The organism is Pseudomonas sp. BF-R-30, from assembly GCF_019956175.1.
In the GTDB taxonomy this organism is placed as follows: Bacteria; Pseudomonadota; Gammaproteobacteria; order Pseudomonadales; family Pseudomonadaceae; genus Aquipseudomonas; species Aquipseudomonas jessenii.
The window spans coordinates 39135-63513 of the sequence record NZ_JAHBDE010000026.1; the positions used below are offsets into that span (position 1 = coordinate 39135).

A 24379-nucleotide genomic window follows, 5' to 3' on the forward strand; every position below is an offset into this window, starting at 1 on the left:
AGCCTGCTCGCGAAAATCCGGAGAACGCCGCGGGGTGTCAGGCGCCCATCGTCATCGTTGACGACCATCGCGAGCGAGCTCGCTCCTACAGGGTGATGAGGGTTGCGCTGTGCAATTCACCAATGAGAACGGATGAAGTCTGGAAATAATTAGTCGCCAGGCTGGAACGCAAAGCAGACTGAAGTGAGTCAGCGTGTCGCAGTTCTCACTCTTTACCTTTGTAGCGCATTAGTTCTTTTTCTCATTTGACAATCATTATCATTAAGCCTAATTTGTCGCTCGATGTGTAGGACGGCCCCCCCCCCGGCTCATTCGCCGTCCCACTAACCTTTTGGCAGCAAGGTGATTTCCATGATGGAACCAGTATCCACAAGCAGGTGCGATACACCGCTACTTCAGGCATTCGTCGACAATCGATTGATTCTGGTGAAGATCGCAGCCCGAATTACCGGTTGCCGCTCACGTGCCGAAGATGTTGTGCAGGATGCATTCTTCCGGCTGCAATCGGCCCCGCCCATCACCAGTTCGATCAAGGCTCAGCTCAGCTACCTGTTCCAGATCGTGCGCAACCTGGCGATCGACCACTACCGCAAACAGGCGCTGGAGCAGAAGTATTCCGGCCCTGAAGAGGAAGGGCTGAATGTAGTGATCCAGGGTGCGTCACCGGAAACGTCGCACATCAATTTCTCGACACTGGAGCACATCGCCGATGCGTTGACCGAGTTGCCGAGCCGCACCCGCTACGCCTTCGAGATGTACCGCCTGCACGGCGTACCGCAAAAAGACATCGCCAAGGAACTCGGCGTCTCGCCGACCCTGGTGAACTTCATGATCCGTGATGCGCTGGTGCACTGCCGCAAGGTGTCGGGCAAGCGTGGCGATATGGCTGCTCGCCACTAAGTTCTGAAATCTGCATCGCGCCCATCGCGAGCAAGCTCGCTCCCACAGGTTCAGCGCACACAGGAAAATGTAGGAGCGAGCCTGCTCGCGATGGGGCACTCAAGAGCGCCGAAGATATTTAGCCTCAAGCCTCAGGCCAGTGCGCACCGATCAAAAAACCGCTCCCGCCCCAACACCATCAGGGCCGCGCGCTTGTGCGGAAAGTCGAACTCTTTCTCGCAGTGAAAGCGCTGCTCTTGCATGTATCCGATCATCTTCGCGTTATCGGCACGAGGCTCGGCAACCACGCGCTGCGTGCGCGGGTCATCGAGAAACAGATAATGCACCAGTGCCGATAACCAACTCGCCACCTTGTGCGGACCGCGGTGATTTTCTTCGCCCACCAGCATGTGGATGCCACGGTCGTAATCGCCGGCCTCGTAGAACGGCGCGATGCGATCTTCCCTGGCCCAGTAGGCTTCGAAATAAGCGAAGGGCTGATCGTCGAAACAACCGATCAGCGTCAGCGTGTGCGGGTCGGCTTCGAGTTTGCTCAGGTATTGGCGGTGCTGTTCGAGGCTGCCCTCCTCCTGCCAGAAACTCGCGACACGCGGGCTGTTCTGCCAGCGGTTGAAGCGTGCCAGGTCTTGCTCGATGTCCAGCGTGCGCAGGGAAACCCGGGCACCCAGCCGCGCATCGAAGCGTTGATACACTTCACCGCGGGGTTTGACCGGCCGCCGTGGATGACGCTTGCCGTCGGTGATGAGCATTTGCTGCGGGTAGCTGCCGGTCAGGGAACGCCCCAGCCAAGGCTGCGGCAACTGCCAGAACAAGGTGCGCTCGCAGTGATACTGGCCGTTGACGGGAGTCGGAATCAGCAGACCGCTGAACACGGCTTCGTCCGGCACCTCTTGCAGTTGCCAGATCAGGCGCTGACAGTCGGGGTTGCGAGCGAACAGCCAGTAACAGGCCGCCCACAATGCCTGTCCTTCAGGGCGACTGAAACGCTGCTCCAGTTGCACGAGCAACTCGAGGCCACGATTCAGCCGCAGGGCAAGCAACGGTTGCCCTTCCAGGCTGAGGCTCAGGCGGCAATCGGTTTCATCGGCGGCAAGACGACTGCCTGTCGGCAGACACAGGGCAGTCAGGTCATTGAGATTGGGCATGGGTCGGGCTCACGATAATCGTCGACAGTTCAACGAAGTGACGTGAGCCAGGGCGGGAAATTTAGCCAAAGACCATCATTTGGCGACTTGTGATGCCGGTTCGTTGTGCGGGACCGGCACAAGCGCAATCTTGTACGGATCGAAAATCTTCAACATCTGGCCGTTGTCCCGCAAGCCTTGCAGCACCTTGGCGAATGCCTCGCCGCTGATGGGAGCCGTCGGGCGCAGGATGGCGTAATGGTGATAGACCTGATCGATGCGTTGGGACGCCAGCAACTCGCCGGCGACTTTTTCATTGCGCAGGAAGTAGTCGCTCAGGTACGAACGCGTGACCAGGGCGATGTCGGCCCGGCCGCGCAATACCATCAGCAGATTGCTGTCATGGGAATAGGTCAGCGTGGCGTTGTAGTTTTTCGCGAGGTACAGGGGGTCGGCATTGAAATTGGCGAACTCGTAGTGATAGCCGCTGAACAGCGCCAGGCGCTTGCCGCTCAGGTCGGCAAAATAGCTTTGCTGTCGATCGGGCAGGCGTTGCGCGACAAAAATTTCGGCGTCCTCCAGCCCCATGTCGACGGCCGTGTGGGGGAACTTTTCCCAACCCCAGGCGGGATTTTCAAAGATGGCCATGTCGATCCGGCCCTGCTCGAAGTCACCAAAACGCCGGGGAACGGACGTGGGTACCAGGACAAACTGGTAGTCGCTTTGCGATGCGTTCATCGCCTCGACCAGTTGCGGCAGCAACCCGGTATCGGCCCCGGATTCCGGGCGCACGGTGTACGGCGGAAAGTGCGCGGCACCGATGCGCACCAGTTGCGCAGCCTGGGACGGCATCATCGTTGACGCCGCAAGCATCGTCAGCAAAAGCCGCGAGGCAGATCGAATTGGCGAACCCATCAAAACGTCCCCACTCCCCTAATAAAACGGTACCAATGCATTCAAGCTAGGCGGTTTCGTCCAGTTAGCCAGTTTAAAGTTGGCCAACACAACTTTATTACCGGTCTTCCAGCACCAGAATCAACGCCTCATCGGCCAACTGATCGAGGGTCATGCTGCCCCCGGCGCGAAACCAGGTGGTGGTCCAGGACAATGCGCCGGTCAGGAACCGCCGAGTGATGAACACATCGCCGCGGATAAACCCGGCGGCCTTGGCTTCGCCCAGTACTTGCAGCCAGATGTCTTCATAGATATCGCGCAGCGCCAGGACCCTGGCCTGGCCCTCTTCGGACAGCGAGCGCCATTCGTAGACCAGCACCGCCATGGCCTCGCCGCTGCCACCCATGATCGACTGCAATTCACAGCGGATCAGCGCTAGCACCCGCTCGCGCACATCGCCGGCCTCGGCGATGGCCGCACGCATCAACGCGGTGTTGTAGCGAATGGTTTCTTCCATCACGGCGCGCAGGATTTCGTCCTTGCTCTTGAAGTGATGGAAAATGCTCCCGGACTGAATGCCCACGGCGCCGGCCAGGTCGCGCACGGTCGTGCGCTCATAGCCTTTATTGCGGAACAGGTGGGCCGCCACTTGCAGCAATTTGCCACGGGCGCTGTCCGGGTCGGTCAATTGGCCGTCGTCCACCAATTGGCGCATCACCCTCAGGGCTTTTTGCTCGTCCACCCGTTCTCTCCTACAGTCGTTCAATCAATAACGCCGATCCCCCCGAAAACAACGGGGTTGCGCGGGCAATTTAAGCGCATGGATGCAACCAAGCAAGCGCTTGGGCAGAAGATAATCAAGTCATTTACAAACCAAGCGCTTGCTTGGTAATGTCGACGCACTTCGGTTGGAGGTGGCTATGGAATGGACTGCGCCTGAAACAATTCGCATCGGTTGTGCCAGCGCCTTCTGGGGCGATACCTCGACCGCTGCCGCGCAACTGGTGGAACACGGGCATCTGGACTATCTGGTCTTCGATTACCTGGCCGAAATCACCCTGTCGATCATGGCCGGCGCGCGGATGAAAGACCCCCAGGCCGGCTATGCGGGCGACTTCATCGAAGTGCTCGCGCCCTTGCTGGGGCAACTCGCGCAGCAAAACATCCGGGTCATCAGTAATGCCGGCGGGGTCAACCCCCAAGCCTGCGCCGCCGCCCTGCAAGCGGCCTGCGACAAGGCCGGGGTGGCGCTGAAGATCGCCGTGCTGCTGGGTGATGACCTGCAGCCGCAATTCAAAAAGCCGGGCAACCTGGACATTCATGAAATGTTCAGCGGCGCGCCCCTGCCATCGATGTGCGTCTCGACCAATGCCTACCTCGGCGCACCCGGCATCGTCGAAGCCCTGCGCCTGGGGGCGGACATCGTGATCACCGGGCGCGTGGTCGACAGTGCGGTGGTCAGCGCCGCGCTGGTGCATGAGTTCGGCTGGTCGTGGCACGACTACGACAAGCTCGCCCAGGCGGCACTGGCCGGGCACATCATCGAATGCGGCGCCCAGTGCACGGGCGGCAACTTCACCGATTGGCGCGACGTGCCCGACTACGAACACATCGGTTTTCCCATCGTCGAAGTCAGCGCCGACAGCCAGTTCATCGTCAGCAAACCCGAAGGTACCGGCGGGCTGGTCACGCCGCTGACGGTGGGCGAACAGATGCTGTACGAAATCGGTGACCCGCGCGCGTATCTGCTGCCCGACGTGGTGTGCGATTTCACTCAGGTCAAACTGCTGCAACAAGGCAAGAACGCGGTGCAGGTGCACGGCGCCAAAGGCTTGCCGCCGACCGCTCAATACAAAGTCAGCGCCACGTACCCCGATGGTTTTCGCTGCACCGCCAGTTGCCTGATCGCCGGCATCGATGCCGTCGACAAGGCGCGGCGTGTCGGCGATGCGATCATCAACAAGACCTCGGAAATGTTCCGCCAGCGCGGCTGGGCACCGTACAGCGACGTGAGTATCGAGTTGCTGGGCAGCGAGGCCACCTACGGCCCCCACGGCCAGCGTCAGGACAGCCGCGAAGTGGTGATCAAACTCGCGGTGCGCCATCCGGACAAGCAGGCATTGGTCGTGTTCTCCCGGGAAATCGCCCAGGCCGCCACCAGCATGGCGCCGGGGCTGACCGGCATTGTCGGTGGCCGGCCGACGGTGTATCCGCTGATCCGGCTGTTCTCGTTCCTGATCGACAAAACCGCCTGCACGCTGGACATTGATTTCATGGGCCAGCGCCACCCGTGTGCCCTGCCCGCCCTCGATGTGCTCGACCCGCTGGACCTGCCAGCCCTGCTCGCGCCACCGAAACCGGATGGCCTGGCCGACGCCAGTGTAGCCCTGGTCAAACTGGCGGTCGCCCGCTCTGGCGACAAGGGCAACCACAGCAATATCGGCGTCATGGCCCGCGAGCCCGAATTCCTGCCATGGATCGCCGAAGCCCTGACCCCGGAAGTGATCGTCGACTGGATGGGCCACGTCCTCGATCCAATCCACGGACGGGTTGAGCGCTGGTACTTGCCTGCCAGCCACAGCCTGAATTTCCTGCTGGAAAACGCCCTCGGCGGCGGCGGTGTCGCCAGCCTGCGAATCGATCCGCAAGGCAAAGCCTTCGCCCAGCAACTGCTGGAAATCCAGATCCCGGTGCCGCAGCGCATCGCCGACCAGTTCAATTAGAGGATTGCCGCCATGGCCTACGATTCGATTTTCAAAGCCGATTTGTTTGCTGGCCAAAACATCATCGTCACCGGTGGCGGCAGTGGCATCGGCCGCTGTACTGCCCACGAACTGGCGGCCCTCGGCGCCCATGTGCTGCTGGTCGGGCGCAATGCCGACAAGCTGAAAACCGTTGCGGCGGAGATCGCCGACGACGGCGGCAAGGCCGACTGGAGCACCTGTGATATCCGCGAGGAAGAAGCGGTGACGCATCTGGTCAGCGAGCTTATCCGCAAGCACGGTCCGATCCACGGCCTGGTCAACAATGCTGGCGGGCAGTACCCCTCGCCCCTGGCCTCGATCAATCAGAAGGGTTTCGAAACCGTGATGCGTACCAATCTGGTGGGCGGCTTCCTGATGGCCCGGGAAGTGTTCAACCAGTCCATGAGCAAGCACGGCGGGGCCATCGTCAACATGCTCGCCGACATGTGGGGCGGCATGCCCGGTATGGGCCACTCCGGCGCGGCGCGTTCGGGCATGGACAACCTGACCAAGACCGCCGCGTACGAATGGGGGCATGCCGGGGTGCGGGTCAATGCCGTGGCGCCGGGCTGGATTGCCTCCAGCGGCATGGACACCTACGAAGGCGCCTTCAAGGCCGTGATCCCGACCCTGCGCGAACACGTGCCGCTCAAGCGCATCGGCACCGAATCGGAAGTCAGCGCGGCGATAGTTTTCCTGCTCAGCCCGGCAGCGGCGTTTGTCAGCGGCAGCACCTTGCGCATCGACGGCGCCGCCAGCCTCGGCGGCCGCGCCTGGCCGATCCACAAGGCGACCAACAGCGAGTCGTACAACGGTTTCCACCGCGCCTACATACCAGACGTATTGAAGGACAAGGAATAACCCATGCCGGTGATTCAGTCGCAACTCGACCCCCACAGCGAGTCGTTCGCCCAGAACCGTGCGGCGATGCTGAGCGCCATCGAGCAAGTTCGCGTGCTCGAACAGAACCTGCTGAACAAGGCTGCCGAAGCCAGGCCGAAGTTCGAAAAACGCGGCCAGTTGCTGCCCCGGGAACGCCTCAACCTGCTGCTGGACCCCGGCGCACCGTTTCTCGAACTGGCGAGCCTGGCCGGCTACAAGCTGCACGACGATAAGGATGGCAGCTCCGCCGGTGGCGGCTTGATCGCCGGTATCGGCTACGTGTCCGGCGTGCGCGTGCTGGTGGTGGCGAACAACAGCGCGATCAGGGGCGGGACCATCTCCCCCAGTGGCTTGAAGAAATCCCTGCGCCTGCAACAGATCGCCATGGAAAACAAACTGCCAGTGATCACCCTCGCCGAAAGCGGCGGCGCCAACCTCAATTACGCGGCGGAAATTTTCGTCGAAGGCGCGCGCAGCTTTGCCAATCAGGCGCGGATGTCGGCCATGGGGTTGCCGCAGGTCACCGTGGTCCACGGCTCGGCCACGGCGGGTGGCGCCTATCAGCCGGGGCTGTCGGATTACGTGGTGGTGGTGCGCGGCAAGGCCAAGCTGTTTCTCGCCGGCCCGCCACTGCTCAAAGCCGCCACCGGCGAAGTCGCCACCGATGAAGAATTGGGCGGTGCCGAGATGCACGCACAAACCGCCGGCACCGCCGAATACCTGGCTGAAAACGACGCCGATGGCGTGCGACAGGTACGCGAGATTATCAGCCTGCTGCCGTGGAACGAGCAGTTGCCTCCACTACCCGAACGTCGCTGGGAGGAGCCGCTCTACCCCATCGACGAACTGCTGGGCCTGATCCCGGATGATCCGAAAAAACCCTACGACGCGCGCGAAATCATCGCCCGCCTCGCCGACGCTTCGAGCTTTCTTGAATTCAAGGGCGAATTCGATCAGCAGACTCTGTGCGGTCATCTGAAAATTCAGGGCCGCGCCTGTGGCTTCATCGGCAACAACGGCCCGATCACGCCAAAAGGCGCGAGCAAGGCCGCCCAGTTCATCCAGCTGTGCGACCAGAGCCAGACGCCGCTACTGTTTTTCCACAACACCACCGGGTTCATGGTCGGCACCGAATCGGAACAGCAAGGCGTGATCAAGCACGGCGCGAAGATGATTCAGGCGGTGGCCAACGCCCGGGTGCCGAAGCTGACCATCGTGGTTGGCGGCTCATACGGCGCGGGCAACTATGCGATGTGCGGTCGCGGTCTCGACCCGCGTTTCATCTTCGCCTGGCCCAACAGCCGTACCGCCGTGATGGGCGGCGCGCAAGCGGGCAAGGTGCTGCGCATCGTCACCGAGGCCAAACAGGCCAAGGACGGCCTGGTGCCCGATCCGAAGATGCTCGACATGCTCGAACAGGTCACCGCGCAGAAACTCGACAGCCAGTCCACGGCGCTCTATGGCAGCGCCAACCTCTGGGACGATGGTTTGATCGACCCGCGCGATACCCGGACCTTGCTGGGTTACTTGCTGGATATCTGTCACGAGGCCGAGGTGCGGCCATTGCAAGCCAACAGTTTCGGTGTGGCGCGGTTCTAAGCCGACTATCAGGAGAACAATAAAAATGATCTTCACCCAGGAACACGAAGCACTGCGCCGCACCGTTCGCCAGTTCGTCGAACACGAGATCAACCCGCATGTCGAGGAATGGGAAAAGGCCGGGCGCTTCCCCATCCACGAGATCTTCCGCAAGGCCGGCGACCTCGGATTGCTGGGTATTTCGAAACCGGAAAAATTCGGCGGCATGGGGCTCGACTACAGCTACTCGATCGTCGCCGCCGAAGAGTTCGGCACCATCCATTGCGGCGGCATTCCGATGTCCATCGGCGTGCAGACCGACATGTGCACGCCTGCGCTGGCCCGGTTCGGTTCCGATGAACTGCGCGAGGAATTCCTGCGCCCGGCCATCAGCGGTGAGCAGGTCGGCTGCATCGGCGTCTCCGAAGTCGGCGCCGGCTCTGACGTCGCCGGGCTGAAAACCACGGCGCGCAAAGACGGCGACGATTACGTGATCAACGGCAGCAAAATGTGGATCACCAACTCGCCGAGCGCCGACTTCATCTGCCTGCTGGCCAACACCTCGGACGACAAACCGCACATCAACAAGTCGCTGATCATGGTGCCGATGAACACACCGGGCATCAGCTTGAGTTCGCACCTGGACAAGCTCGGCATGCGCAGCTCGGAAACCGCCCAGGTGTTTTTCGACAACGTGCGCGTACCGCAGCGCAACCGCATCGGCCATGAAGGCGCGGGGTTCATGATGCAGATGCTGCAGTTCCAGGAGGAACGCCTGTTCGGCGCGGCCAACATGATCAAGGGCCTGGAGTATTGCGTCGACAGCACCATCGAATACTGCAAGGAGCGCAAAACCTTCGGCAATGCGCTGATCGACAATCAGGTGATCCACTTCCGCCTGGCGGAACTGCAAACCGAAATCGAATGCCTGCGGGCGCTGGTCTATCAGGCCACCGAGCAATACATCAAAGGCCAGGACGTCACGCGCCTGGCCTCCATGGCCAAGCTCAAGGCCGGGCGGCTGGGCCGCGAAGTCAGTGACAGTTGCCTGCAATACTGGGGCGGCATGGGCTTCATGTGGGACAACCCGGTAGCCCGGGCTTACCGCGATGTACGGCTGGTGTCGATCGGCGGCGGCGCCGACGAAATCATGCTGGGAATCATCTGCAAACTCATGGGCATTCTGCCGGGGAAAAAGAAATGAACAGCCTGCCGGTTTGCCAGACTTTGCTGCTGGAGCTGCACAACGGCGTGTTGCACATCACCCTCAACCGCCCCGAAAGCCGCAATGCGATGAGCTTGCAAATGGTCGCCGAGCTGCGCTCGGTGCTGGCCGCGGTACGCGATAAACCAGGGGTTCGCGCCCTGGTGATCGGCGGTGTCGGCGGGCACTTCTGTGCCGGCGGTGACATCAAGGACATGGCCAACGCCCGCGCTCAAGGCCCAACTGCGCACCGGGATCTGAACCGGGTGTTCGGCGCGCTATTGCAAGAAGTGCAACACGCTCCGCAAGTGGTGATTACCGTGCTGCAGGGCGCGGTGCTCGGCGGCGGTCTCGGCCTGGCCTGTGTCAGCGATATCGCCCTGGCCGATCACCAAGCGCAATTCGGTCTGCCGGAAACCAGCCTCGGCCTGTTGCCGGCCCAGATCGTACCGTTCGTGGTGCAACGCATCGGCTTGACCCAGACCCGGCGCCTGGCCCTGACGGCGGCGCGTTTTGATGGCCACCAGGCACGGCGCATGGGCCTGGTGCATTTTGTCGAACATGATCCGCAGGCCCTGGCCGAACGTCTCGATGAGGTGTTGGCCCATGTGTTGTGTTGCGCGCCGGGGGCGAATGCGGCGACCAAGAAACTCTTGCTGGCAAGTGCGGGTCAGCCCTCAGATGCCCTGCTGGATCAGGCTGCCGAATGGTTCAGCGAAGCGGTGACCGGAGCCGAAGGCATCGAGGGAACGATGGCCTTCGTGCAAAAACGCAAACCGGGGTGGGCCATTTAAAAGCTTCGCGAGCAGGCTCGCTCCCACATTTGCAATGCATTCCCCCTGTGGGAGCGAGCCTGCTCGCGAAGAGGCCAGCACTTTCACCGCACAACCTGAGAGACGCCCCTATGCCCGGACTCAAAAAAATCCTCATCGCCAACCGCGGTGAAATCGCCTGCCGCATCCAGCGCACGGCCCAGGCGCAGGGCTATCGCACGGTCGCCGTGTTCAGCGACGCTGACGCCGATGCACTGCACGTGCGGATAGCCGACGAGGCGGTCAACATCGGTCCGGCCCCGGTGCAACAGTCTTACCTGAACATCCAGGCCATCCTCGACGCAGCCCGGCGCACGGGCGCGGATGCGATCCATCCGGGCTACGGTTTCCTCTCGGAAAACGCCGGGTTTGCCCTCGCGTGCAGGGACGCTGGCATCACCTTCATCGGCCCCAGCCCCGAGGCCATTGAACTGATGGGCAGCAAGCGCCTGTCGAAAATCGCCATGATCGAAGCCGGTGTACCGTGCATCAACGGCTATCAAGGCGCCGGGCAGGACGATGCCACCCTGGGCCGTGAAGCCGAGCGCATCGGCTATCCGTTGATGATCAAGGCCAGCGCCGGCGGCGGGGGACGCGGTATGCGCCTGGTGTACGACGCCAGCAACTTGCTGGAACAGATTCGCACCGCGCGCTCCGAAGCCCTGAACGGTTTTGGCAGCGGTGAACTGATCCTCGAACAGGCACTGGTCGAACCCCGTCACGTCGAGGTCCAGCTGTTCGGTGACCGGCATGGCAACCTGATTTACCTCGGCGAGCGCGATTGTTCAGTGCAGCGCCGGCATCAGAAAGTCATCGAGGAAGCGCCCTGCCCGGTGATGACCGCCGAGCTGCGCCAGGCCATGGGCGAAGCGGCGCTCAAGGCCGGGCGAGCGGTAAAGTACGTCGGCGCGGGCACCGTGGAGTTTCTGCTGGATGCGCGCGGGCAGTTCTACTTCCTGGAGATGAACACCCGACTGCAGGTGGAGCACCCGGTGACCGAACTGATCACCGGGCTGGATCTGGTGGCCTGGCAGTTGAGCATCGCCGAAGGGCAACCGCTACCCTTGCGCCAGGAACAGGTGCAACTCACGGGCCACGCCATGGAAGTGCGCCTGTATGCCGAAGACCCGGCCCAGGGTTTCCTGCCGCAAACCGGGCGCGTCGTGGCCTGGGAACCGGCATTGCAGGACGGCGTGCGGATCGACCACGGCCTGATCGAAGGCCAGGTCATCAGCCCTTTCTACGACCCGATGCTCGGCAAGCTCATCGCCCACGGTGCCACCCGCGAAGAAGCCCGTCGCAAATTGCTGCGGGCGGTCCAGGACAGCGTGCTGCTGGGGCTGAAAAGCAATCAACGCCTGCTTGCCAGCCTGCTGGAACATCCGCAGTTCGCCAGCGGTGATTTCAGTACCGGGTTCATCGCGCAGCACTTCACCGATCACGCCTGCCTGCATCCCGAAACCCCTGGCGCGCACCACTTGGCCATCGCCGCCGCCCTGTTCTATCAGGCTGCGGCGCAGGCTCACCTGGCCTCGCTTGGCGGTTGGCGCAACAACGCCAGCGTGCCGCTGCACTATCGCATCGGCCTTGAGGATCAGGACTGGCCGGTAGCGTTGCAGGCGATCCCGGGCGAGCCGTTGCGCATTCAGGTCGCCGAGCGCAGCCTCGAACTGAAGATCATCCACAGCGACGGACGCTGGGCCATCCTGGAAATCGAAGGCGTTCGCCAACGCCACGCTTATCGCCTGGAGGCCGGGCGTCTCTGGCTGTTTACCCGACCGGGCAGTCTGCAGTTCGTGGATCGCACCCAGGCGCAGGTTACCGGCCAGGCCAGTGTCAGCTCCGGCACCCTCAAGGCACCGATGGACGGGGCGATTGTCGACGTCCTGGTCAACGAAGGCAGCCAGGTGACCAAGGGCCAACTGCTGGTGGTACTGGAGGCGATGAAAATGGAGCACCCATTGAAATCGGGCATCGACGGTGTTCTCAAGCGCTTGCAAGTCAAAGTCGGGGATCAGGTGAAAAACCGGCAGATTCTATTGGAGGTCGAATAAGGCGCTAGGCGGAACCGCCGGGGTTGGCTACGCTCAAAGCTATCAGGACGCGGATACCAGGAACCCTGCAATGCCTCATTGGCTGGTCATTGATCTGGAGGCCACCACCGATGAGGGTGGATGGCCCGTAACAGATATGGAAATCATTGAAATCGGCGCCACTCTGGTGGACCGCAAGGGGCGTGAACTTGACCAGTTCCAGCGCTTCGTCCGCCCTGTGCGGCGGCCGTTGCTGACGCCGTTTTGCCGCGAGCTGACGCACATCACCCAAGCCAACATCGATGCCGCGCAACCGCTGGGCGAAGTCTGGCCGGCGTTCGAACGCTGGCTCGGCCAACACCACACGCGACTTGAGGGCTGGGCCAGTTGGGGCGATTACGATCGCAAACAACTGCTTCAGGATTGGCAGCAACTGGGACTCGCCAGCATGCTGGCCAACGTGCCGCACATGAACCTCAAACAGCGTTTTGCCAAGGCCAGGCGCCTGGAACGTCCGTTGGGATTAAACGGCGCGTTGCAACTGGCCGGCTTGCAGTTCAACGGCCAACAACACCGGGCGCTGGAAGATGCGCGCAATACCGCACGCCTGCTGCCGCTGGTTCTGCCGCTTTAGACAGGTGACGACGCCAAGGGCCTTGTGCATACTGGCCGGCCCTTTTTAGCCCTTTTCGAGGAATCGCCCATGTTTAAAGTCAACGAGTACTTCGACGGCACCGTCAAGTCGATCGCCTTTGGCACCGCAGAAGGTCCAGCGACCATCGGCGTCATGGCTCCGGGCGAGTACGAATTCGGCACCAGCCAGCGTGAAATCATGCACGTGGTCAGCGGCGCATTGACCGTCAAACTGCCCGACAGCAGCGACTGGGAAACCTTCGCCGCCGGCAGCCAGTTCAACGTGCCGGCCAACAGCAAGTTCCAGCTGAAAGTCGCCGTCGACACCGCCTACCTGTGCGAATACCGCGGCTAAAACCCGCAGGCTTCACTGCAATAAAAAATGCCCGTGTTTTTCGACACGGGCATTTTTTATTCTGCGCAAAATTACTCGAGGATCTCCACCGGCATGCCGACTTCGAGTCGTCCGTTGCCGTCGTTGACCAGATTCTGGCCGAACATTGCACCGTCTGCCTGCGAGCGATACTTCTGCAAGGTGGCCAAGGGTTCGCGATCATCGCTGCGCTCCCCGGTTTGCGGGTCAATGGTGGTCAGGATGCAGCGTGAACAGGACTTGACCACGCGGAACTCGACCTCGCCGATACGGATACGCTTCCAGCCGTCCTCGGCGAACGCTGCACTGCCTTCGATCACCAGGTTCGGCCGGAAACGCAGCATCTCCAACGGGCGCCCGACCCGTTGCGACAAGTCCTCGAGAGAGGCCTGACCAATCAGTAACAGCGGATAGCCATCGGCGAACGCCACCTGGTCGTCATCCTTGCCGTAGCCAGCTTCCGTCATCCGCGCCCGATCCAGTGGCACTTGCACCAGGCGTGTCGGTTTGCCGATGAACTGGCTGACCCAGGCCCCTGCTTCATCGCCTGCATCGGGGACGCGCAAGGTATCGCGCCAGATGGTCACGCCACGCAGTTGTGCATCGCTACCGGGCAAGGCAATGTCGATCGGCGAATGGCCGGGAGCATTCAGGGTCAGGCCACCCTTGGCATTCCACAACGCCGACAACTGGCTCATCTGCGCCACCGCACGCTGGGTCAGGAAACGACCGCTGGCCTCATCCACCAGCATCCAGCGGCGATCGCCGTCCAGCCCCAGCTTGTCGAGGCCGACTTGCTGCAAGTCCTCGCCCTTGCCGGATTTCAACGGATAACGATAAAGCGCGCTCAGACGCAACATGACCAGCTCCCTGTGGGCAAAAATGCCACCCTATACGAGCTTGGTCAGCGAATCAAAGTGCAAAAACCCTGCAGGAGCTCGCTCGCTCGCGAAAAACCCAAGGACGCCGCTGGGCTCCGGTTTACGCGTTATCGTTCAAGACCATCGCGAGCGAGCTCGCTCCTACATCCTACAGGTTGACCATGGCCTGATCAGGCCGGTACTTCGTCGAGCATCAAACGCTGACGCACCACGTCGACGAGTTTGTCCGGCTGGAATTTGGAGAGGAAATTGTCGCAGCCGACCTTTTTCACCATCGAGTCGTTGAAGCTGCCGGACAGCGAGGTGTGCAGCACCACGTACAAGCCACGCAGGCGTGGGTCGTTACGGATCTCGGTGGTCAGGCGATAGCCATCCATTTCCGGCATTTCCGCATCGGTGAAGACCATCAGCAGTTTTTCGGTCATGTCCACGCCGGTATCAGCCCAGGCCTTGAGCATGTTCAAGGCCTTCAACCCGTCGCTGGCAATATGCATCTTCACGCCCAGCTGTCCCAGGGTATCGCGCAATTGCGCCAGGGCCACGTTCGAGTCATCCACCAGCAGCACCTCACGGCCACGGGCACGTTCCAGCACCGGATCTTCGAGCTTGTCGCGGGAGACTTTGGCGTTGTACGGGACGATTTCGGCCAGAACCTTTTCGACGTCGATGATTTCCACCAGTTGATCATCAACCTTGCTGATGGCCGTCAGGTAGTGCTGGCGACCGGCGCTGCTCGGGGGCGGCAGGATGGCTTCCCAGTTCATGTTGACGATCCGGTCCACGCCACCGACCAGGAAGGCCTGAACCGAACGGTTGTATTCGGTGACGATAATCGTGCTGCCAGGTCCCGGCACCAACGGGCGCATGCCAATGGCCTGGGAAAGGTCGATCACCGGCAGGGTCTGGCCACGCAGGTTGACCACGCCGCACACAAAAGGATGCCGCTGCGGCATCAGCGTCAACTTTGGCAGCTGCAGGACTTCCTGTACTTTAAAGACGTTGATCGCGAACAATTGCCGTCCGGCGAGCCGGAACATGAGAATTTCCAGGCGATTCTCACCCACCAGTTGCGTGCGTTGGTCTACCGTGTCGAGAATGCCGGCCATCAATGACTCCAGGTCTTGTTCGGATGAATTCACTCAAGGAAGGTTATCGGCTGTTTTTGCCGAAGCTTGACCCTCTCTAAAATGCCATGCCCGGCCATTGATGTCACATTAACATCATGCTTTACTGGCGCGGTGATTACATCTGCTGCACTTCTGCAACCCCGCGACCATTGTTTGTGCGAAAGGTTCCCCTGCGTAAGGGATTCCCCTATCAATAATCAGGCGCAACCTGATATTCGCAATATCCGATAGCCATTAATGTGACGCCATTCTCATTGCATGAACGGAGTCAGGCTTTTGTGTGCGATCGCAAGTCAGTGGCCAACCACCCTCTCGTGTTCCCCAGCCTGCTTCCGGGCCAGCCGCAATTCGTTCATCCGACGACTCGGTAATGCCGGAGTTCCGACCGCCCTCGTCGACACACACGATATCCCCTCATTTGACATGACGTTGTGGAGATAAGTATGCCGAACGATCGTAAAGAGTGGGCCCAGCGGCTCACGGGGTTTCTTGTCGAGGCTGAAACACTCCTGGCTAAAACCGAGGAATGCCTGAGTCATCTGCAGTTGATCAGCAATGACAAGGACGCCATCGACTGTTTGCTCAGCACGCTGCTCAAGCTGGCCAACAAGGCTGATGCCCTGGCGTTGGCGGCCGTGTCTGAATTTTCTCTGCATATTCATGGCCTGCTGAACCACGCACAGAACACCATGAGTCTGCACGACGAGGCGCTGAGTGCCCTGAAAGACTGCCTGACCCTGGTTGCCTGGCAACTCGAGCTCATCGACCAGACCACCGGACAGCTCAGTCTCGACGACAGCGAGCAGGTCACCCTGATCGAAGCCTTTGCCTTTCAGGTCGGGCAAAGCCGGTTTCAACCACCTGTCAACTCCAGGCCCTTCACCCTCGTATCCTATTCAGAGCGACAGGCCTGAACTTGCCAAACCATGCCGCATGGCGTGTTTTGGTTATCAATACCGCGCTGTAACTTGAGTGCGCACATGTCGCAAATGAATATTTCGTAGCTATAAGCGACACATTTAAACAACCGGCATTTTTCGACGGTAACAACCCACTTGTTCCATTATGGAAGCATCGTCAAAACGACTGGATTCCTGACTTTTCGGACATACATACGGACGCGACCAACGGTATCTTAAGTGCTACTATGCCGCCTGTTAGTTGACGCCAATTAATGGCAGTGTGATCGCAGCCGAATACAGGTCGCTGCAGTTCGCAGCTGAACTCGTCGGCGCTCCACATAAAAAAACAGGGGCCTGTCAGCCAGCATGACCGGTCAGCCCGCAGCGAACATCCATTGGCTCCATCTGCTATGCACGCCAGCCTCAAGTCAATCGCCACGTGGCCACCCTCCCGAGCAAATGCACGCACATTCACGCTGTTGCTATGCGCCTGCTCGACCCTCGGCAGCTTGCTGGTCCATGGCTTGTCCATTCCGTTGCCCCTGTCATTGCTGGTGCTCAACGTTGCGGCGCTGACCAGTGTTGCCGTGCAGTACTGCCTCTCGCGCAAATCGATCAAATTCCAGCCTCAGGAACTGGCGGACCGGCTGTTGCAGGTCCAGGAAAACGAGCGTCACCGGCTGAGCCGCGAACTGCATGACGACATCGGTCAATTGCTGACCGCCGCCAAACTGCAAAGCGACTGGCTCAAACGCCGGATGCCCGAAGAGCTCCAGGGACAATGCGCGGTCCTCTGCGACACGCTGGAAGAAACCCTGGCCAAAGTTCGTGACGTATCCGCCATTCTCAATCCCCGGCAGTTGACCAGCCTTGGGCTGGAAGCCAGTCTGCGGGCACACCTGCTCAAGACCCTGGCCAACACCCCGGTGCACTGGAGCCTGGAATGCCAGCAGCGCCTGACCGGCATACCGGAGGAAATGGCCGTGGCGGCTTTCCGTATTACCCAGGAAGCGGTCACCAACATCCTGCGACATGCCCAGGCCAAGAACCTGCTCGTATGCCTGCAGCGCCTGCCCCAAGGCCTGAAGTTGCAGATCAGCGATGATGGTCAGGGTTTCGCGCCCGCAACAGACCCTGGTCGTGAAGGGCAGCGCGGTATGGCCGGGATGTCGGAACGGATCGATCAACTGGGCGGCACACTGACCGTTACCAGCGAGCCGGGCAAAGGCACTCAAATCGAAGCTCTTTTTCCCTGGGCGCCCCGTGCGCTCGAACGGGCCAGTTCGAATAAGGTTATGCATTGACTTGTAATTTACTACTGGTGGATGACCACTCGCTGATCAGGGCTGGCGTGCGCGCCCTGGTAATGGATCTGCCCGGCTATGCCGTCATCGGTGAGGCCAGTGACGGCTCGCAGCTGCTCGAAATGGTTGGGCATCTGTCCCCGGACATTATCCTGCTGGATATTTCGATGCGCCAGACCGGCGGCCTCGAAGCCTTGCAGCAACTCAAGCGGGTGCGCCCGCAGAGCAAGGTCCTGATCCTCTCGATGCACACCGACCCAGCCCTGATCATGCAGGCGCTGGAGTCCGGAGCCCATGGCTACCTGCTCAAGGACACCACGGCGACCGAACTCGAGCACGCGCTGGAAGCCTTGCGCAACAACGAGCGCTATCTGAGCCCGGCCATTGCCCACACTGTGATCACTCAGGCACTGACCCGAAACCAGAAGCACCCACCCGAACCTGCCGACTCGCACAACCTGACGGCACGTCAACTGGAAATCCTGCGGTTGATCGTTCGCGGAAAATCCACCCGAGAGATCGCCAACGGCCTGGGGTTGAGCGTCAAGACCGTCGAAACCCACCGCTCGCAGATCATGAAGCGCTTGCAGATCTACGATGTGGCCGGCCTGGTGTTGTTTGCCGTGCGTGAACAAATCATCAGCCTCGATGACTAGGCACTTCACTGTCGCGTAACAACGGCGAATTCTCAGGCAGATGCACGAGTAACGCCGCCGGGCGAACCGAGAAACGCAGGCTGTCCCCTTCCAGTGGTTCACCATCAAGGTTGATGTACAGCCCTTCCGAAACCTTGATCTCGACCCAGGGCAGGCGCGCCCGAACAAACATGCTGTCGATGCCAAAGCCTTCGGTCAGCAGGTTTTTCAAAGTACTGACCACCTCCTGCGGTGCCGGCAGGATGCTGATATCCAGCAAACCGTCATCAACCAGTGCCTGCGGGCACAATTCCCGCCCGCCTCCGGCCTGCCGACCATTGCCGATGCCCAGTGCCAGCAGATCGCCGCGCCAGTGAAAGTCCGGCCCCTGCAATTCACCGTACGCAGTATGCAGCTCATTGAAGCGTGACAAGCCGGTGAACAGATACGCCGCACCGCCGAGGATTTTCTTCAGATCCTCCGGGGTGTTCGCGGTGACATGACTGCCGAACCCACCGGTCGCCATGTTCAGGAATATCTGCCCATCAACCTCCCCCAGATCAATGGCAGTCGGCACGCTATCAAGCAACTCCAGCGCCTGATCGGGTTCCAGGGACACACCCGCCGCACGCGCAAAATCATTGGCGGTACCTAGTGGCATTAATACCAGGCTGGCTTTTATCGAATGCTCCGCCATAGCCTCGGCAATATCGCGCAAGGTGCCATCGCCACCACCGGCAATGATGTATCGATACCCGGCCGCCAACGCTTCGCCCACCAGCCTTTGCGCATCGCCGGCTTCCCAGGTCAATCGAACAGCCAGCTCCCGACCTCGCTCACGCTGGCTTTCGACGGCGGTGCGAACCGCCTCGTTGAGCGCTTGCTTGCCATGCAGAATCAATAGCGCCTTGCGATCGCTCATTACTCACTCCCGGTTTGAATGGCATCTGGGAGATGTTGACCGCGAAGGCTCCGGTAAAAGTCGCCAGAAATCGAATTATTTCCAGTCGGAAAGTCTTGGCCCCCACACGGCAGGACTTTTCTTACAAAACGTTAGGAATCGGCTCAATTGACCGAAAATCTGAATTGGTAGACTTTGAGGATCCAGCTGGACATCACAAGGACGTGCCATGCAACACCAAAACCTCGCATCACCGGCCATCCTGGTCTTGCCGCTCGCAGATAACAAAAATACAGGCCATCGAGCTGAATGCCGCAACAGCACAAAAGCCACGGGAGAAGTTGATATGGAACCTCGCGTCACCGAGCTGGAAACACACCTCAAGTGCATACGCCGGGACATTGAAGAAGCCCGGGATGACGTCAAATCCATCAGGCACCGGCTTGTCTATTCCGCCTGCGGAACAGCCGTGATCCTCTGTCTCCTTGGCTGGATCGCCAATAGCCGTTTCGAGCAGGTTATTTCATTGCTTCTGGCGCATTGAGTGCCCCCCCACACAAGACCCGACTCAATCAACCGGGTCTTGTGTGACAAAGCCGCTGAAGCTATCAGCTCAGGACTTCGCTCAGCGGAATGAAGAAAACGCTATCGCCCTGAGCCAGCGTGCGACCTTCCAGGACCTCTACCAGTCCATCAGCCCAGGCAGCGCTGCGCAGAACACCGGAACTCTGGTTTTTGTAGATCGTCGCCCTGCCGCTTTCCAGCCGTCCGCGCAAATACTCACGCCGATTGCCTGGCTGGAGCCAGTCAAACCCTGCCGGCACCTGCACCTTCAGCGGCTCAACGTCCATTACCCCCTGACGGCGCAAGAGATAGGGCCTGGTCAACAAGGCAAAGGTCACGAGGGTCGATGCGGGATTGCCCGGCAAGCCAATCACCGGCACACCGCGAAAATGCCCGAACGTCAGCGGTTTACCGGGCTTGATGGCGAGTTTCCAAAGCGTCAGTTCGCCCTCCTCGCGCAAGGCGATGCCCAGAAAATCGGCTTCCCCCACCGATACGCCACCGGTCGAGAGGATCAGGTCGACATCTTTCAACTCACCTAATCGGGTGCGAGTGGTTTCCAGATTGTCCGGCAGAATTCCCGCGTCGACGACCTCACACCCCAAACGCTGCAACCAGCTGCACAACAACACCCGGTTGCTGTTGTAGATCTGTCCTGGCCCCAGCGCCTGCCCCGGCTCAATCAACTCGTCGCCGGTAGACAGCACCGCCACGCGCACCTTTCGAACCACCTCCAGCTCAGCGCATCCCAGGGAGGCAGCCAATCCTTGCTCGATCGGCCCCATCTGCGTACCTGCTGGCAGAATCAGCTCGCCGACAGTGGTTTCCTGGCCTTGCGGACGGATGTTCTGGCCTTGGGTCAAGGCTTGAGTGAAACGTACTCGCTCATCGGCCTGAACCTCGGCGTTCTCCTGCATCTCGACGCAATCGGCACCGGCGGGAACTGGTGCCCCGGTGAAAATGCGCGCACAGGTTCCTGGCTGCAACGGATCGGGGGCCTGGCCGGCAAACACCTTCTGACTGACCGGCAACGGCTCTCCCGTCCAGTCGACCATGCGCAAGGCATAACCATCCATGGCACTGTTGGGCCAGGGCGGCAGATCAAGCGTCGATACCATATCTTGCGCCAGTACACGCCCCTGTACCTGCGCCAACGGCAAGCGTTCACGCTCGACAATCCTTGAGGCCTCGGCCATTTCCAGCAAGCGCGCCAACGCCTGCTCGACAGGCATCAGGCTGCCAGACTTGCCAGGCTTACCCACGGGATTCACAAGGCGCGGCCTGTTTCAAATGAGGCACGAAATTGCACGGCCGATGCCGCGCATCCAGCTGCTCGGCCAAAATGCCGTCCCAAGCGGTGCGCACGGCATTGGTCGAGCCCGGCAAGCAGCAAACCAGCGTGCCGTTGGCCAGACCGGCCAATGCCCGGGACTGAACGGTCGAGGTACCGATATCGGCAACCGAGATCTGACGGAACAGCTCGCCAAATCCATCGACCTGTTTGTCCAGCAGGCACGCGACGGCTTCCGGCGTGCTGTCACGTCCGGTAAAACCGGTGCCGCCGGTGATCAGCACCACCTGCACGACATCGTCGGCAATCCAGTTGGCGACTTGCGCGCGAATTTTGTACAGGTCATCTTTGAGCAACACCCGGGCGGCCAGGTAATGACCGGCAGCGGTCAAGCCATCGACAAAGACCTGACCTGAGGTGTCGGTTTCCAGTGTGCGGGTATCGCTGACAGTCAGCACTGCAATATTCAGCGGTGCGAAAGGTACATCAGCCTTGGCTTTCATAGGCTCGTCCAGTTGTAGGAGAAACAGCCCGGTGTTATATCACAGCGCTCCGTTTTTTCGCCGCCCCCATGGAGGCTTGCCATGACCACGAATTCACAATTGCCACCCTGCTCCATTCTGCTCCTGGCGGGCGGCCGCGGCCAACGTATGGGGGGGCGGGATAAAGGGTTGCTGGACTGGCACGGCGAACCGCTGATTGTGCATCTGCATCGCAAGACCCGCCCGCTGACCGATGACCTGATCATCTCCTGCAATCGTAACCCTGAGAAGTACGCCCCCTACGCCGACCAATTGGTCCACGATGATGAAGGTGACTTCCCCGGGCCGCTGGCCGGTATTCGCGCAGGCCTGAAAGCTGCTCGCCATACCCATCTGCTGGTCATGCCCTGTGACGTTCCGGGCATTGATGCGGCGCTGATCGACAATATGCGCGAGGCCGCCAACCTGCATCCGGACAAGCCGCTGATGGTGCGGCATGATCACCACTGGGAGCCGTTGTTGTGTGTGATTCCCGTGCTACACAGGGCAGCATTCGAAAATGCCTGGAACGAGGGTGAGCGCAGCCCTGGCCGGTTGATGCGCAATCTCGGCGCGACCGCGCTGCAATGCCCCGACAACGACCCTCGGCTGGCAAATCTCAACACGCCGGAACTTTTAAGCGGTCATGACACTGTGTCAGACTGATATTGATCAGGAACTTGCGCGGACGCTGCACGTCTCAAGTTCAGCAACCACAGAATTCTTATTCGGAGACACAACTCATGACTCAACGGACCCTCGCCACTTTCATGCTCGCACTGGGCCTTGCCACCCTCGCCGGTTGTGCATCGCCTACAGTGATCACCTTGAATGACGGTCGCGAAATCCAGGCCGTCGACACGCCGCAATTCGACAAGGATTCCGGTTTCTACGAATTCGAACAGCTCGACGGCAAGCAGACCCGCATCAACAAAGATCAGGTTCGGACCGTCAAGGAGCTGTAATCCCGAGGCCGCCGGATACAGAAAAGCCCGCTTGATGCGGGCTTTTTCATGCCTGGAGAACAGCGCTTCAGGATCGCTTCCCGATCACCATTGCAGGGTGATTTCACTCTCGAACTCACGCGCCTGGCCCGTGACCGGATCGATAAACTTCAGCCCCTGAGCCAGCAACTTCAAAGGATTGGCGTAGTCATCCTGCGCATCCTTGAGCACCTCGGGGTAAAACGGGTCGTTGCAGATAGCGGCTCCCAACACCGCCATATGTACCCGTAGCTGATGTTTCTTGCCCGTCACCGGGTAAAGACCATAACGCCAGAGCTCCCCCTGTTTCTCCCTGACTTCGACCGCCGTCTCGGTATTGCTGACCCCCGGGCCTTCCTGCATGCGGAAGAACGGTTCGCCATCGACCAGTCGGCTTTTATGCACCAACGGAAAAGCCAGGCCGGGCAGCGCCTTTGCGATGGCCTCGTAGCGCTTTTCGATCTGCCGGGTTGGAAACAACGACTGATAAGCCGAACGGGTCTGCGGATTGGCGGAAAACAGCACCAGCCCCGCGGTGTGCCGGTCGATGCGATGCAATGGCACCAGGTGCGGATTGTCCAGGCGACGGATCAAGCGCCGGAGCAGCGTTTGTTCGACGTATTCGCCAGCCGGGGTCACCGGCAGGAAATGCGGCTTGTCGGCGACCACCAGATGCTCATCCGCGTACAGAATCGACTCGATCACCGGGATCGGTTTTTCATCCGGCACTTCGCGAAAATAATGAATCCGCAAACCTTCCCTGTAGGCCAGGTCGAGGGCAATCGGCATGCCCTGCCCATCGAGGACCCGGCCACGGGCAATTCTGTCCAGCCATTGTTCACGACCGATGGCGCTGAAATGCTCGCACAGGCAATCGACAACGGTCTGCCACGGGCCAGGTGGCAAGTAGAGCGTACTGGCCTGACTGTGTGCCGCGGAAAAAGAAGAAGTGGACATACGAAAGCTCTAACCTCAGTGCAGAGCGGCATTATCCAACAGCAAGGGGAATGAACCTAGGGGGCGTTCTCAATTAGTTTTCCCGGCGCGGCGTGAAAACTAATTGAGAACGCCCCCTAAGATTCCTCAAGCCGTGATCTGCGCGCGCGCCGCCGCTTCGGTGTACTCCTTGAGCCAGCGCAGTACATCGACCGCCTCCCAGCGGGCCGGATCATACAGGGCGTACAACAATCCCTGATAACCCACGACATCGAGTTGCCGGTGATAACCCGCGCGTTGAAACAAGGCTTCGATTTCTGCGAAACAGGTATTGAAATGCGTTTTGTTGAAGGGCGTTTTCCCCTCGGTCACCAGACCATCCAGGCGCAACTCAAGGACAGCCTCGCGCACGACGTCCGCGGACATCCGGTTCACGCTATTCTTCAACTGTTCGACATTGACCACGATTCATCCCTCTCACGCCCGGGCTTGCCTGCTCACTCCTGAAAATCAGGAACGGCAAGACAGGCACTTCGAATAACTGTATACGCATACAGTATCCGATCAACACCGAATAAGCCAAGGGGATCAATCGTAAAGTTCGACAGGCGGGACACGCCACCAACGCAAAAACCGCTCAACCCAGGAACGCCACCACCTGATCGGCACTGAAAGGCCAGCCCAGTTCAGCACCGGTATCGACTCGCCGCAACACCGGAATTCGCAGGCTGTAGGCTGCGAACCATGTTTCATTGTCAGCGATATCCACCAGCTCCACCAGCAGGCCGCGCTCGACGAATTCCATCAACATGGCTTCGGCTACTTCACAGAGATGGCATCCAAGGGTGCCGAACAGCTGACATTCGGGAAGCATGAGCGCTCAACCAGAAAATGAAGTGATCATTCTAGGCCTGCCCCGAAAAACCGTCGAGCCATTGCGGCCCCTGTCATGATGCCGCCGACCATAAAAGACCTGAGTCAGTCCTGGCTCACGGCGCCGATCTTGTGGATCGACAGGTCCGCGCCGTAATACTCCTCTTCCTGACTCAGGCGCAATCCATTCAGCGCCTTGATCACGCCATACACCGCAAACCCGCCGGCCAGCGCCACAGTGATGCCCAGCGCAGTGCCGATCAACTGGCTGATCAGGCTGACCC

Annotated in this window: 26 protein-coding genes and 1 pseudogene; 15 read left to right on the forward strand and 12 right to left on the reverse strand. The window is 60.3% G+C overall.

Annotation, left to right across the window (positions count from 1 at the left end; translation table 11 throughout):
• Positions 1–351 precede the first annotated feature (351 nt).
• Positions 352–900, forward strand: coding sequence for an RNA polymerase factor sigma-70 (locus KGB20_RS15295; protein WP_223532743.1), 549 nt, complete (start codon positions 352–354; stop codon positions 898–900).
• Positions 901–1031: 131 nt separating this feature from the next.
• On the opposite strand, the gene KGB20_RS15300 is transcribed toward KGB20_RS15295, so the two are convergent.
• From KGB20_RS15300 to KGB20_RS15310, 3 genes are all read right to left on the reverse strand, one after another.
• Entirely contained in the window at positions 1032–2045 is a 1014-nt protein-coding gene (locus KGB20_RS15300) for a GNAT family N-acetyltransferase (RefSeq protein WP_223532745.1), read from the reverse strand.
• A gap of 75 nt (positions 2046–2120) precedes the next feature.
• Complete coding sequence (locus KGB20_RS15305; protein WP_223532747.1) at positions 2121–2939, reverse strand: substrate-binding periplasmic protein; 819 nt, start codon at positions 2937–2939, stop codon at positions 2121–2123.
• 97 nt (positions 2940–3036) lie between these two features.
• The gene (locus KGB20_RS15310; RefSeq protein ID WP_223532748.1) at positions 3037–3660 is read right to left on the reverse strand and encodes a TetR/AcrR family transcriptional regulator; all 624 of its coding nucleotides are present in this window, start codon (positions 3658–3660) and stop codon (positions 3037–3039) included.
• 178 nt (positions 3661–3838) lie between these two features.
• On the opposite strand from KGB20_RS15310, the gene KGB20_RS15315 reads away from it, so the two are divergent.
• From KGB20_RS15315 to KGB20_RS15350, 8 genes are all read left to right on the forward strand, one after another.
• Entirely contained in the window at positions 3839–5641 is a 1803-nt protein-coding gene (locus KGB20_RS15315) for an acyclic terpene utilization AtuA family protein (protein ID WP_223532750.1), read from the forward strand.
• 12 nt (positions 5642–5653) lie between these two features.
• Positions 5654–6523, forward strand: coding sequence for an SDR family oxidoreductase (locus KGB20_RS15320; RefSeq protein ID WP_057713854.1), 870 nt, complete (start codon positions 5654–5656; stop codon positions 6521–6523).
• Positions 6524–6526: 3 nt separating this feature from the next.
• Positions 6527–8143, forward strand: coding sequence for a geranyl-CoA carboxylase subunit beta (atuC, locus tag KGB20_RS15325; protein WP_223532752.1), 1617 nt, complete (start codon positions 6527–6529; stop codon positions 8141–8143).
• A 25-nt stretch (positions 8144–8168) separates the two neighbouring features.
• The gene (atuD, locus tag KGB20_RS15330) at positions 8169–9326 is read left to right on the forward strand and encodes a citronellyl-CoA dehydrogenase (protein WP_008049124.1); all 1158 of its coding nucleotides are present in this window, start codon (positions 8169–8171) and stop codon (positions 9324–9326) included.
• Positions 9323–10120 (forward strand): enoyl-CoA hydratase/isomerase family protein, encoded by a 798-nt coding sequence (locus KGB20_RS15335; protein ID WP_150812311.1) that lies wholly within the window; start codon positions 9323–9325, stop codon positions 10118–10120. The genes atuD and KGB20_RS15335 overlap by 4 nt, the downstream gene beginning before the upstream one ends.
• Before the next feature lie 110 nt (positions 10121–10230).
• Positions 10231–12192 carry an acetyl/propionyl/methylcrotonyl-CoA carboxylase subunit alpha gene (locus KGB20_RS15340; protein WP_223532754.1) on the forward strand — a complete coding sequence of 654 codons (1962 nt, stop codon included), beginning with the start codon at positions 10231–10233 and terminating at the stop codon, positions 12190–12192.
• A 70-nt stretch (positions 12193–12262) separates the two neighbouring features.
• On the forward strand, positions 12263–12805 hold the full coding sequence (locus KGB20_RS15345; RefSeq protein WP_057713849.1) for an exonuclease domain-containing protein: 543 nt from the start codon (positions 12263–12265) through the stop codon (positions 12803–12805).
• Positions 12806–12874: 69 nt separating this feature from the next.
• Entirely contained in the window at positions 12875–13159 is a 285-nt protein-coding gene (locus KGB20_RS15350) for a pyrimidine/purine nucleoside phosphorylase (protein WP_007940055.1), read from the forward strand.
• Between the two features lie 71 nt (positions 13160–13230).
• On the opposite strand, the gene KGB20_RS15355 is transcribed toward KGB20_RS15350, so the two are convergent.
• Together KGB20_RS15355 and KGB20_RS15360 are read right to left on the reverse strand one after the other, a co-directional pair.
• On the reverse strand, positions 13231–14037 hold the full coding sequence (locus tag KGB20_RS15355; RefSeq protein ID WP_223532756.1) for an MOSC domain-containing protein: 807 nt from the start codon (positions 14035–14037) through the stop codon (positions 13231–13233).
• A 191-nt stretch (positions 14038–14228) separates the two neighbouring features.
• Entirely contained in the window at positions 14229–15164 is a 936-nt protein-coding gene (locus KGB20_RS15360; RefSeq protein ID WP_007973464.1) for a chemotaxis protein CheV, read from the reverse strand.
• A 464-nt stretch (positions 15165–15628) separates the two neighbouring features.
• Here KGB20_RS15360 and KGB20_RS15365 point away from each other — a divergent pair, with 464 nt between their 5' ends.
• From KGB20_RS15365 to KGB20_RS15375, 3 genes are all read left to right on the forward strand, one after another.
• A complete protein-coding gene (locus KGB20_RS15365) occupies positions 15629–16099 on the forward strand; it encodes a hypothetical protein (RefSeq protein ID WP_154860227.1) in 471 nt (156 codons plus the stop codon).
• Positions 16100–16497: 398 nt separating this feature from the next.
• Entirely contained in the window at positions 16498–17391 is an 894-nt protein-coding gene (locus KGB20_RS15370) for a sensor histidine kinase (RefSeq protein ID WP_223532768.1), read from the forward strand.
• Positions 17388–18047: a response regulator transcription factor gene (locus KGB20_RS15375; RefSeq protein WP_223532758.1), complete on the forward strand. Its 660-nt coding sequence runs from the start codon at positions 17388–17390 to the stop codon at positions 18045–18047. Before KGB20_RS15370 ends, KGB20_RS15375 begins: the two co-directional genes overlap by 4 nt.
• Here KGB20_RS15375 and yegS read toward each other — a convergent pair.
• Positions 18031–18948: a lipid kinase YegS gene (gene yegS, locus KGB20_RS15380; protein WP_218494472.1), complete on the reverse strand. Its 918-nt coding sequence runs from the start codon at positions 18946–18948 to the stop codon at positions 18031–18033. The two genes, KGB20_RS15375 and yegS, sit on opposite strands and share 17 nt — an antisense overlap.
• Positions 18949–19156: 208 nt before the next feature.
• On the opposite strand from yegS, the gene KGB20_RS15385 reads away from it, so the two are divergent.
• A complete protein-coding gene (locus KGB20_RS15385) occupies positions 19157–19471 on the forward strand; it encodes a hypothetical protein (protein WP_223532760.1) in 315 nt (104 codons plus the stop codon).
• A 64-nt stretch (positions 19472–19535) separates the two neighbouring features.
• Here the strand turns inward: KGB20_RS15385 and glp are convergent, their stop codons facing one another.
• Positions 19536–20762, reverse strand: a complete 1227-nt coding sequence (gene glp, locus KGB20_RS15390) for a gephyrin-like molybdotransferase Glp (RefSeq protein ID WP_223532762.1) — start codon at positions 20760–20762, stop codon at positions 19536–19538.
• Positions 20746–21285: a molybdenum cofactor biosynthesis protein B gene (gene moaB, locus KGB20_RS15395; RefSeq protein WP_090457038.1), complete on the reverse strand. Its 540-nt coding sequence runs from the start codon at positions 21283–21285 to the stop codon at positions 20746–20748. Before moaB ends, glp begins: the two co-directional genes overlap by 17 nt.
• Before the next feature lie 81 nt (positions 21286–21366).
• Here moaB and mobA point away from each other — a divergent pair, with 81 nt between their 5' ends.
• Together mobA and KGB20_RS15405 are read left to right on the forward strand one after the other, a co-directional pair.
• Positions 21367–21969: a molybdenum cofactor guanylyltransferase MobA gene (gene mobA, locus KGB20_RS15400; RefSeq protein WP_090457040.1), complete on the forward strand. Its 603-nt coding sequence runs from the start codon at positions 21367–21369 to the stop codon at positions 21967–21969.
• Between the two features lie 77 nt (positions 21970–22046).
• Positions 22047–22268 (forward strand): YgdI/YgdR family lipoprotein, encoded by a 222-nt coding sequence (locus KGB20_RS15405; RefSeq protein ID WP_007994800.1) that lies wholly within the window; start codon positions 22047–22049, stop codon positions 22266–22268.
• 84 nt (positions 22269–22352) lie between these two features.
• On the opposite strand, the gene KGB20_RS15410 is transcribed toward KGB20_RS15405, so the two are convergent.
• From KGB20_RS15410 to KGB20_RS15425, 4 genes and pseudogenes are all read right to left on the reverse strand, one after another.
• Positions 22353–23243 carry a pseudouridine synthase gene (locus tag KGB20_RS15410; protein ID WP_223532764.1) on the reverse strand — a complete coding sequence of 297 codons (891 nt, stop codon included), beginning with the start codon at positions 23241–23243 and terminating at the stop codon, positions 22353–22355.
• Between the two features lie 126 nt (positions 23244–23369).
• Positions 23370–23687, reverse strand: coding sequence for a transcriptional regulator (locus KGB20_RS15415; protein WP_102672095.1), 318 nt, complete (start codon positions 23685–23687; stop codon positions 23370–23372).
• A gap of 172 nt (positions 23688–23859) precedes the next feature.
• The gene (locus KGB20_RS15420; RefSeq protein ID WP_223532766.1) at positions 23860–24096 is read right to left on the reverse strand and encodes a glutaredoxin family protein; all 237 of its coding nucleotides are present in this window, start codon (positions 24094–24096) and stop codon (positions 23860–23862) included.
• 104 nt (positions 24097–24200) lie between these two features.
• Positions 24201–24379, reverse strand: a pseudogene (locus KGB20_RS15425) (ammonium transporter); the annotation flags it as partial.

Excerpts from the sequence above, each read along its gene's own strand:
- KGB20_RS15295 (WP_223532743.1), top strand. The coding sequence starts at position 352 with ATGATGGAACCAGTATCCACAAGCAGGTGCGATACACCGCTACTTCAG.
- KGB20_RS15300 (WP_223532745.1), bottom strand. The coding sequence starts at position 2,045 with ATGCCCAATCTCAATGACCTGACTGCCCTGTGTCTGCCGACAGGCAGT.
- KGB20_RS15305 (WP_223532747.1), bottom strand. The coding sequence starts at position 2,939 with ATGGGTTCGCCAATTCGATCTGCCTCGCGGCTTTTGCTGACGATGCTT.
- KGB20_RS15315 (WP_223532750.1), top strand. The coding sequence starts at position 3,839 with ATGGAATGGACTGCGCCTGAAACAATTCGCATCGGTTGTGCCAGCGCC.
- KGB20_RS15320 (WP_057713854.1), top strand. The coding sequence starts at position 5,654 with ATGGCCTACGATTCGATTTTCAAAGCCGATTTGTTTGCTGGCCAAAAC.
- atuC (WP_223532752.1), top strand. The coding sequence starts at position 6,527 with ATGCCGGTGATTCAGTCGCAACTCGACCCCCACAGCGAGTCGTTCGCC.
- atuD (WP_008049124.1), top strand. The coding sequence starts at position 8,169 with ATGATCTTCACCCAGGAACACGAAGCACTGCGCCGCACCGTTCGCCAG.
- KGB20_RS15335 (WP_150812311.1), top strand. The coding sequence starts at position 9,323 with ATGAACAGCCTGCCGGTTTGCCAGACTTTGCTGCTGGAGCTGCACAAC.
- KGB20_RS15340 (WP_223532754.1), top strand. The coding sequence starts at position 10,231 with ATGCCCGGACTCAAAAAAATCCTCATCGCCAACCGCGGTGAAATCGCC.
- KGB20_RS15345 (WP_057713849.1), top strand. The coding sequence starts at position 12,263 with ATGCCTCATTGGCTGGTCATTGATCTGGAGGCCACCACCGATGAGGGT.
- KGB20_RS15350 (WP_007940055.1), top strand. The coding sequence starts at position 12,875 with ATGTTTAAAGTCAACGAGTACTTCGACGGCACCGTCAAGTCGATCGCC.
- KGB20_RS15355 (WP_223532756.1), bottom strand. The coding sequence starts at position 14,037 with ATGTTGCGTCTGAGCGCGCTTTATCGTTATCCGTTGAAATCCGGCAAG.
- KGB20_RS15360 (WP_007973464.1), bottom strand. The coding sequence starts at position 15,164 with ATGGCCGGCATTCTCGACACGGTAGACCAACGCACGCAACTGGTGGGT.
- KGB20_RS15365 (WP_154860227.1), top strand. The coding sequence starts at position 15,629 with ATGCCGAACGATCGTAAAGAGTGGGCCCAGCGGCTCACGGGGTTTCTT.
- KGB20_RS15370 (WP_223532768.1), top strand. The coding sequence starts at position 16,498 with ATGCACGCCAGCCTCAAGTCAATCGCCACGTGGCCACCCTCCCGAGCA.
- yegS (WP_218494472.1), bottom strand. The coding sequence starts at position 18,948 with ATGAGCGATCGCAAGGCGCTATTGATTCTGCATGGCAAGCAAGCGCTC.
- KGB20_RS15385 (WP_223532760.1), top strand. The coding sequence starts at position 19,157 with ATGCAACACCAAAACCTCGCATCACCGGCCATCCTGGTCTTGCCGCTC.
- moaB (WP_090457038.1), bottom strand. The coding sequence starts at position 21,285 with ATGAAAGCCAAGGCTGATGTACCTTTCGCACCGCTGAATATTGCAGTG.
- mobA (WP_090457040.1), top strand. The coding sequence starts at position 21,367 with ATGACCACGAATTCACAATTGCCACCCTGCTCCATTCTGCTCCTGGCG.
- KGB20_RS15405 (WP_007994800.1), top strand. The coding sequence starts at position 22,047 with ATGACTCAACGGACCCTCGCCACTTTCATGCTCGCACTGGGCCTTGCC.
- KGB20_RS15410 (WP_223532764.1), bottom strand. The coding sequence starts at position 23,243 with ATGTCCACTTCTTCTTTTTCCGCGGCACACAGTCAGGCCAGTACGCTC.
- KGB20_RS15420 (WP_223532766.1), bottom strand. The coding sequence starts at position 24,096 with ATGCTTCCCGAATGTCAGCTGTTCGGCACCCTTGGATGCCATCTCTGT.